8 protein-coding genes and 1 rRNA gene are annotated in these 7,294 nt (G+C 70.9%); 4 read left to right on the forward strand and 5 right to left on the reverse strand.

Annotated features, from left to right (window positions below; genetic code table 11):
* Nucleotides 1–167 (reverse strand): 16S ribosomal RNA (locus tag G3I42_RS34995); the annotation flags it as partial.
* Between the two features lie 539 nt (nt 168–706).
* A complete protein-coding gene (locus G3I42_RS35000) occupies nt 707–1,378 on the reverse strand; it encodes a DNA-3-methyladenine glycosylase (RefSeq protein WP_164291688.1) in 672 nt (223 codons plus the stop codon).
* A 199-nt stretch (nt 1,379–1,577) separates the two neighbouring features.
* On the opposite strand from G3I42_RS35000, the gene G3I42_RS35005 reads away from it, so the two are divergent.
* From G3I42_RS35005 to G3I42_RS35015, 3 genes are all read left to right on the forward strand, one after another.
* A complete protein-coding gene (locus G3I42_RS35005; protein ID WP_164291682.1) occupies nt 1,578–2,360 on the forward strand; it encodes a sporulation protein in 783 nt (260 codons plus the stop codon).
* Nucleotides 2,361–2,552: 192 nt separating this feature from the next.
* The gene (locus G3I42_RS35010; RefSeq protein ID WP_164291683.1) at nt 2,553–3,086 is read left to right on the forward strand and encodes a YbhB/YbcL family Raf kinase inhibitor-like protein; all 534 of its coding nucleotides are present in this window, start codon (nt 2,553–2,555) and stop codon (nt 3,084–3,086) included.
* Nucleotides 3,087–3,249: 163 nt separating this feature from the next.
* A complete protein-coding gene (locus G3I42_RS35015; protein WP_164291684.1) occupies nt 3,250–3,765 on the forward strand; it encodes an HNH endonuclease in 516 nt (171 codons plus the stop codon).
* 108 nt (nt 3,766–3,873) lie between these two features.
* Here G3I42_RS35015 and G3I42_RS35020 read toward each other — a convergent pair whose 3' ends face one another.
* The 3 genes from G3I42_RS35020 to G3I42_RS35030 form a co-directional block, all read right to left on the reverse strand.
* The gene (locus tag G3I42_RS35020) at nt 3,874–4,857 is read right to left on the reverse strand and encodes an SPFH domain-containing protein (RefSeq protein WP_007828735.1); all 984 of its coding nucleotides are present in this window, start codon (nt 4,855–4,857) and stop codon (nt 3,874–3,876) included.
* 213 nt (nt 4,858–5,070) lie between these two features.
* Nucleotides 5,071–5,502, reverse strand: coding sequence for an NfeD family protein (locus tag G3I42_RS35025; protein ID WP_164291685.1), 432 nt, complete (start codon nt 5,500–5,502; stop codon nt 5,071–5,073).
* Between the two features lie 94 nt (nt 5,503–5,596).
* Nucleotides 5,597–6,388 (reverse strand): ABC transporter ATP-binding protein, encoded by a 792-nt coding sequence (locus tag G3I42_RS35030; protein ID WP_164291686.1) that lies wholly within the window; start codon nt 6,386–6,388, stop codon nt 5,597–5,599.
* A gap of 139 nt (nt 6,389–6,527) precedes the next feature.
* Between G3I42_RS35030 and G3I42_RS35035 the strand changes: the two genes are divergently transcribed.
* On the forward strand, nt 6,528–7,294 hold a 767-nt coding region (locus tag G3I42_RS35035; RefSeq protein ID WP_164291687.1), incomplete at its 3' end, for a hypothetical protein.

Consider the following 7,294-nt stretch of genomic DNA (forward strand, 5'->3'; position numbering starts at 1 on the left):
TATTAGACCCCGTTTCCAGGGCTTGTCCCAGAGTGCAGGGCAGATTGCCCACGTGTTACTCACCCGTTCGCCACTAATCCCCGCCCGAAAGCGGTTCATCGTTCGACTTGCATGTGTTAAGCACGCCGCCAGCGTTCGTCCTGAGCCAGGATCAAACTCTCCGTGAATGTTTTCCCGTAATCGGGAGACACCACGAGAGCGGAACCGGGAGAGGAATAATCTCCCAGGTTCACAGCGTCCTCGCTGTGTGTGTTTCAAAGGAACCTCAACCTCGGATCGGAAGATCCTCGGTCGGGGTATCAACATATCTGGCGTTGACTTTTGGCACGCTGTTGAGTTCTCAAGGAACGGACGCTTCCTTCGTACTCACCCTCTCGGGCTTTCCTCCGGGCGTTTTCCCTTCGGTATTTCGTGTTTCCGACTCTATCAGACTCTCTCGGGCCCGATTTCCTCGGTGCTTTCCGGTTCCCGGCCCGGCCTTTCGGCCTTTCCGTTTCCCTTCGGCGTGTCCACTACGTTAACCGACTTTCCGTGGAGCTCCCAATCGGGCTTCCACTCATTTCCGGGGCACCGATAAAGGCGCGCCAGAAAACAGGCCCCTGCGGGACCTGAGTCGTTGAGTAGTAGAGGTGCCACTGTCCGTCATCGCTCTGAGCGCTACCGGCACAAGCGGCTCGTCCTACGTTAGGGGTTCGGACGGCGAGAGTCAAGAACCGTTGGCCTTCGTCCCGCGTGCGGTGCTCGGACGGCGGCGCGGGGTGTGGGCCCGGTAGGGGCTGACGCTCTGCTCGCCGTCGATCCAGTAGCGCCAGGGGTGCACCCCTCCCTCGCCCGAGACGCCGGTGCGCGGTCCGTTGCGCACGAGGGCCGCCGGGGCCGGGGTGCCCGCGAGGAGGCGGAGCGGTTCGCCCTCGGGAACGCACAGATCCGTACCGTCCAGAGCCCGGTCCACGCCGAGCGCCGTCGCCAAACGGGCCGGGCCCTTGGCGAGTTCGTGGTCGCGACGCGCCGTGGGGCGGCGCAGCCGGGCGATGTCGGCGCCCTCGACGACCTCGCCGGCGCGCAGCAGGATTCCGGAGGCGAAGCCCTCCGGGCCGCACACGACGTTCAGGCAGTGCCACATGCCGTAGGTGAAGTAGACGTAGGCGTGCCCCGGGGGGCCGTACATGACCGCGTTGCGCGCGGTGCGGCCCCGGTAGGCGTGCGAGCCGGGGTCGGCTTCGCCCGCGTACGCCTCCACCTCGGTCAGCCGCAGGACGACGCGGCCCTCGGGGATTTCGCGGACGAGGAGCCGGCCGAGGAGGGCGGGCGCCGCCTCGAGGACCGGGCGGTCGAAGAAGGAGCGCGGCAGAGGCGTACGGTCATGGGCCGCGATCACGTTCTCGGGGGGCGCGGGTTCGGAAGGCATGGCCCCCGAGGGTACGGGAGGGCCGGTTCGCGGGTGCTGGAACCGGGAGGGCCGAAGGCGCGTTCGTATGAGCGAGTCCTGCGGCGCGCCACCCGTACCGGACGCAGGGTGCCCGTACGCGAACGCGGGCACGTCTCCAGGGAAAGTCAACGAGGGAAGAGGCGGACACATGGGGTTCAGGAAGCTGCTGGCGAGTCTCGGTTCCGGCGGGGCCGAGGTCGAGACGGTGCTGTTCGAGGAGAACGTGGTCCCCGGCGGTGTGGTGCAGGGTGAGGTCCGTATCCAGGGCGGCGCCGTGGACCAGCAGATCGAGGGGCTGTCGGTGGGGCTCCAGGCGCGGGTCGAGGTCGAGAGCGGCGACCAGGAGTACAAGCAGAACATCGAGTTCCACCGGGTGAGCCTCGGTGGTGCCTTCCTGCTGCACGAAGGGGCGACGCACGTCGTGCCCTTCGGCCTGGAGATCCCGTGGGAGACCCCGATCACGACCTTCGGGGGGCAGCACCTGCGCGGGATGAACGTCGGGGTGACCACCGAGCTCCAGATCGCGCGCGCGGTGGACTCCAGCGACCTCGACCCCGTCGCCGTGCACCCGCTGCCGGCGCAGGACGCGATTCTCGACGCGTTCGGGCGGCTCGGCTTCCGGTTCAAGAGCGCGGACCTGGAGCGTGGCTCGATCCGCGGGACGCGGCAGCGGCTCCCCTTTTACCAGGAGATCGAGTTCTACCCGCCGCAGCAGTACCGCGGTCTCAACCAGGTCGAGCTGAGCTTCGTCGCGGACGACCGCGAGATGGACGTCGTGCTGGAGATGGACAAGAAGGACGGCCTCTTCACCGAGGGCAGCGACTCCTTCCGCGCCTTCCGGGTCGGGCTGCACGACTTCGGCGACACCGACTGGGACGCGTACCTGCACCAGTGGATCTCCGAGGTCGGCAGCCGACGCAGCTGGTTCTGACCGCCGCAGGTCCATGTCCCGCAGGTCCATGTCCCGCACGTCCATGTCCCGCCGGTCCGGCCGCGGCGGGTTCCGGGGCGGGCGGGGCGGGGTACCGGCGGTGGTGGCCGGCGGATCTAGGCTGGCCACCACCGCCGCGGGCCGCTGCCACGCCAGAGGCCCCGGTCACACCCGTACTGGAGGATTCGCGACGTGAGTGAGAAGAGGCCACCGCTCCCCTACGAGCTGTTGCCGCAGGTGCCCGCCTTCACCGTGGTCAGCGACGACGTGTCCGAGGGCGCGCCGCTCGGCCGGGCGCAGGCGCAGGACGGCGGGAACACCTCGCCGCACCTGCGCTGGGAGGGAGCGCCGCAGGGGACGAAGAGCTACGCGGTGACGTGCTACGACCCGGACGCGCCGACCGGCAGCGGCTTCTGGCACTGGGTGGTCTTCGACATCCCCGCGACGGTGACAGAGCTGCCCGCCGGGGCCGGTACGGGTTCCTTCGCGGGGCTGCCCGCGGGTGCCGTGCAGGCGCGCAACGACTACGGCAGCGAGGACTTCGGCGGGGCGGCGCCGCCCCCGGGCGACCCGGCGCACCGCTACGTCTTCACGGTGCACGCGGTGGATCAGGAGAAACTCGGTCCCGATGCCTCGGCGACGCCCGCCGTCGTCGGCTTCAATCTGCACTTCCACACCGTGGGCCGCGCGCAGCTCATCGGTACGTACGAGATCCCGGCGAGCTGAGAAGCCGCCGGACACGCCGGGGCCCGCCTCGCGTGTTTGCCCTCCCCCGGTCATGGAATTGATCAGGGGAGGGCACTTTTTATTGCGTTGTCCATCTCGTTGTGCCCGGCCAGAGTTGATCCCGACCGCCAGGGGGCGGCCGGTGAGCGGGGAGGTGGGCGAGATGCGGGACACGCTGGTGCTCAACGCGAGCTTCGAGCCGCTGTCGACGGTGACCTTGCACCGCGCGGTGGTGCTGGTGCTCACCGACAAGGCCGTCGTCGAGCGCGCGCACCCGGGGCTGCGGATGCGGGCGGCGACGCTCGATCTGCCGGTGCCGCAGGTCATCAGGCTCTGCCGGTACGTACGGGTGCCGTTCCGAAGACAAGCGCCGTGGTCGCGTCGGGGTGTCCTGGTGCGGGACCGGCACAGGTGCGCGTACTGCGGGCGGCGGGCGACGACGGTGGACCACGTGGTGCCCAAGTCCCGGGGTGGGGCGGACTCCTGGCTCAACACGGTGGCCTCCTGCGCGGAGGACAACCACCGCAAGGCGGACCGGACGCCGGAGCAGGCCGGGATGCCGCTGCTGCGGCAGCCGTTCGAGCCGACCCCGGCGCACGCGATGCTGCTCGCGCTGGGGCAGGACGACTTGCTGGGTCTGCCCGCGTGGCTGGGGCAGGGGCACGGGGTGGTGGCCTGAACAGGCTGCCGGGTACGGGTACGGGTACGAAGACGGGGCGGCCCCCTGCGGACGTTGGTCCGGGAGGGGGCCGCCCCGCTGTTGTACGAGACCCTGCGGGGTGGGCCCTCAGTCGATGGGCGGGCGCTGTTCGCGCGGGAAGGGCTTGCCGCCGGTGCCGGGCGTGGTGGGGGCCGCCTTGGCGTCGCTGCCGCCTCCGCCGCCGCCGAGGTTGCCCAGGCCGCCGAAGTTGCCGACCGCGCCGCTGAGGCCCTTGAGGGCGTCGCCGATCTCGCTGGGCACGATCCAGAGCTTGTTGGCGTCGCCCTCGGCGATCTTCGGGAGCATCTGGAGGTACTGGTAGGAGAGGAGCTTCTGGTCGGGGTCGCCCGCGTGGATCGACTCGAAGACGGTACGGATCGCCTGGGCCTCGCCCTCGGCGCGCAGCGCGGCGGCCTTGGCCTCGCCCTCGGCCCGGAGGATCGCGGACTGCTTCTCGCCCTCGGCGCGCAGGATCTCGGACTGCCGGACGCCTTCGGCCTGGAGGATCGCGGCGCGCTTGTCGCGGTCGGCGCGCATCTGCTTCTCCATCGAGTCCTGGATGGAGGTGGGCGGCTCGATCGCCTTCAGCTCGACGCGGTTGACGCGGATGCCCCACTTGCCCGTGGCCTCGTCGAGGACGCCGCGCAGGGCCGCGTTGATCTCCTCGCGCGAGGTGAGGGTCCGCTCCAGGTCCATGCCGCCGATGATGTTGCGGAGCGTCGTGACGGTGAGCTGTTCGATCGCCTGGATGTAGCTGGCGACCTCGTACGTCGCGGCGCGGGCGTCGGTGACCTGGTAGTAGATGACCGTGTCGATGTTGACGACCAGGTTGTCCTGGGTGATCACCGGCTGGGGCGGGAAGGGGACGACCTGTTCGCGCAGGTCGATGCGGTTGCGGATGGTGTCGATGAAGGGGACGACAATGTTGAGGCCCGCGTTCAGGGTGCGGGTGTAGCGGCCGAAGCGCTCCACGATGGCGGCGCTCGCCTGGGGGATCACCTGGATCGTCTTGATCAGGGCGATGAAGACGAGCACCACCAGGATGATGAGGACGATGATGATCGGTGCCATCGTGTAGCCCGTGCCCTTCGTGCCGTGGTGGCTAGCAAGCCTGCGTGCGGTGGATCTTGACGGCGAGTCTGTCAGAACCTCGAGGCGCTCGGGGCCGTTTCGCGCGGGCGAGGCCCGGTGGGGCGGCAAGTGGGCGGTAAAGCGCCGGGATTCGGCCGGATCGTGGCGGGCGGCTCCGGGGCGGAGGGCGCCGTGGGGGCGGGCGGTGGGTGCTCACATGACCACCGCCGTGGCGCCGTCGATGTCGACGACGTCGACGGACTGGCCGGGCTCGAAGGTCTGCTCGGCGTCGAGGGAGCGCGCCGACCAGATCTCGCCCGCGAGTTTGACGCGGCCTTCGCCGCTCGCGTCGACGCGTGCGACGACGACGGCCTGGCGGCCCTTGAGGGCGTCGATGCCGCTGGCGAGGTGCGGGCGCTGGGCGCGCTGGCGGGCGGCGAGGGGGCGTACGACGGCGATCCCCGCGATGGAGACGAGGACGAAGACGAGCACCTGGACGACGATGCCCCCGCCGAGCGCGGCGGCGATCGCGCCCGCGACGGCGCCCGCCGCGAACATGCCGAACTCCGGCATGGCGGTCACCACGAGGGGAATCCCCAGTGCCACCGCGCCGATCAGCCACCACACCCACGCGTCGATGTCCACGGGGGCATGGTAGGCGCGCAACGCCCCCTGCGGACAGGGGGCGTTGAGGGCGTACGGGGGCGGGGCCGGGTCTCGGTCCGGGGCCGTCCGGGTTTCAGCCGAGGGGCAGGCCGCGGGCGGTCCAGCGTTCTCCCTGCTGCTCGACGACGAGCGGGAGGCCGAAGCAGCGGGAGAGGTTGCGCGAGGTGAGTTCGAGTTCGAGCGGGCCCGCGGCGAGCACCTTGCCCTGGCGGATCATGAGGACGTGCGTGAAGCCGGGGGCGATCTCCTCGACGTGGTGGGTCACCATGATCATCGAGGGGGCGATCGGGTCGCGCGCGAGGCGGCCGAGGCGGCGGACGAGGTCTTCGCGGCCACCGAGGTCGAGACCGGCGGCGGGCTCGTCGAGGAGGAGGAGTTCGGGGTCCGTCATGAGGGCGCGGGCGATGAGGGTGCGCTTGCGTTCGCCCTCGGAGAGGGTGCCGAAGCGGCGGTCGAGGTATTCGGTCATGCCGAGGCGGTCGAGGAAGGCGCGGGCGCGCTGCTCGTCGACGTCCTCGTACGACTCCTGCCACGTCGCCGTCATGCCGTAGGCCGCGGTGAGGACGGTCTGGAGGACGGTCTGGCGGCGGGGCAGCTTCTCGGCCATGCCGACGCCGGCGACGCCGATGCGGGGGCGCAGTTCGAAGACGTCGACCCGGCCGAGGCGGTCGCCGAGGATGCTCACGGTGCCGGTGGTGGGGAAGAGGTAGCTGGAGGCCACGTTGAGGAGGGTGGTCTTGCCGGCGCCGTTGGGGCCGAGGATGACCCAGCGCTCCCCTTCCTTCACGGACCAGGAGACCTGCTCGATCAGAGCCCGGCCCTCGCGGACCACCGATACGTCCACCAGTTCCAGTACATCGCTCATGAGCGCCGTGTCTCCCATTGTCTCTCGCGGCTTGTCGCTGGCGTCGATCGGACGCAGCCCCCAAGGGGTGTCCCCCTGGAGAAAACCTACGCCACCGGCCGGGGGAAGCCGTGGCCTGTCCTGTCCTTAGGCTGGGGGCATGCGCGTTGAACCACGTTCCGGGCGGCTGACCGCTTGGGGGAATGCACTTTTCGCCGGTCTTGTCCCACCGGACGACGCCGCGAGCGCGATCGTCGGCGAGGACGCCGTGCACCGGGTCACAGGGCTGCCGGGCGAGCGGGGGCCGGTCGGGCTGACGCTGGCGCTGGGGCGGCTGCGGGCGCTCGGGGCGCGCGGGCTGCGGCTCGCGCTGCCGGCGCCCGGCCATCCGCTGGGGCTCTCAGGTCCGCCGGAGTTCAATGCCGCGGCGCTGGACGCGGAGGAGGCCGTGGTGGCGGTGGGGGCTCCGTACGGGCTCGTGCCGGAGGTCTTCGAGGCGGGGCCCGCGGGCGATGTGCACGTGGAGGTGGAGTGGCGGTGTCTGCCGGTGCGCGAGGCGCCGCCCGCGGACGTGCCCTCGCTGGGCGAGGCGGAGCGGGAGCTGGCGGAGGCGATGCGGGAGGCGACGGCGGTGCTCTCGCGGCTCGACGTGGCGGCCTCGGGCCCTGTCGCGGAGGCGGCGATCGGGGCGTACCGGGCGCGGCTGCACGGGGCGGCGGCGACCGAGATCCTCGCGCCGGGGTATCCGCCGCGGGCGGTGCGGGTCGTGGAGCTGGGGCGGCGGATCGGGATGCTGGTGTCGCTCGCGTACGAGAGCGGGCACGGGGCCGCGGTGAGTGCCGGGGAGATGGCGGCGCGGGCGGAGGCCCTGCGCCCGGTGGAGCGGACGGCCCGGCGGGCGCTCGTCGCCGCGTACAACGGGATGGT

The organism is Streptomyces sp. SID11385 (genome assembly GCF_010548245.1).
Taxonomy (GTDB): domain Bacteria; phylum Actinomycetota; class Actinomycetes; order Streptomycetales; family Streptomycetaceae; genus Streptomyces.

Bases quoted from the DNA above. Each gene is read 5' to 3' on its own strand.
- G3I42_RS35030 (WP_164291686.1), bottom strand. From the start codon at position 6,388: ATGAGCGATGTACTGGAACTGGTGGACGTATCGGTGGTCCGCGAGGGC.
- G3I42_RS35005 (WP_164291682.1), top strand. From the start codon at position 1,578: ATGGGGTTCAGGAAGCTGCTGGCGAGTCTCGGTTCCGGCGGGGCCGAG.
- G3I42_RS35015 (WP_164291684.1), top strand. From the start codon at position 3,250: ATGCGGGACACGCTGGTGCTCAACGCGAGCTTCGAGCCGCTGTCGACG.
- G3I42_RS35020 (WP_007828735.1), bottom strand. From the start codon at position 4,857: ATGGCACCGATCATCATCGTCCTCATCATCCTGGTGGTGCTCGTCTTC.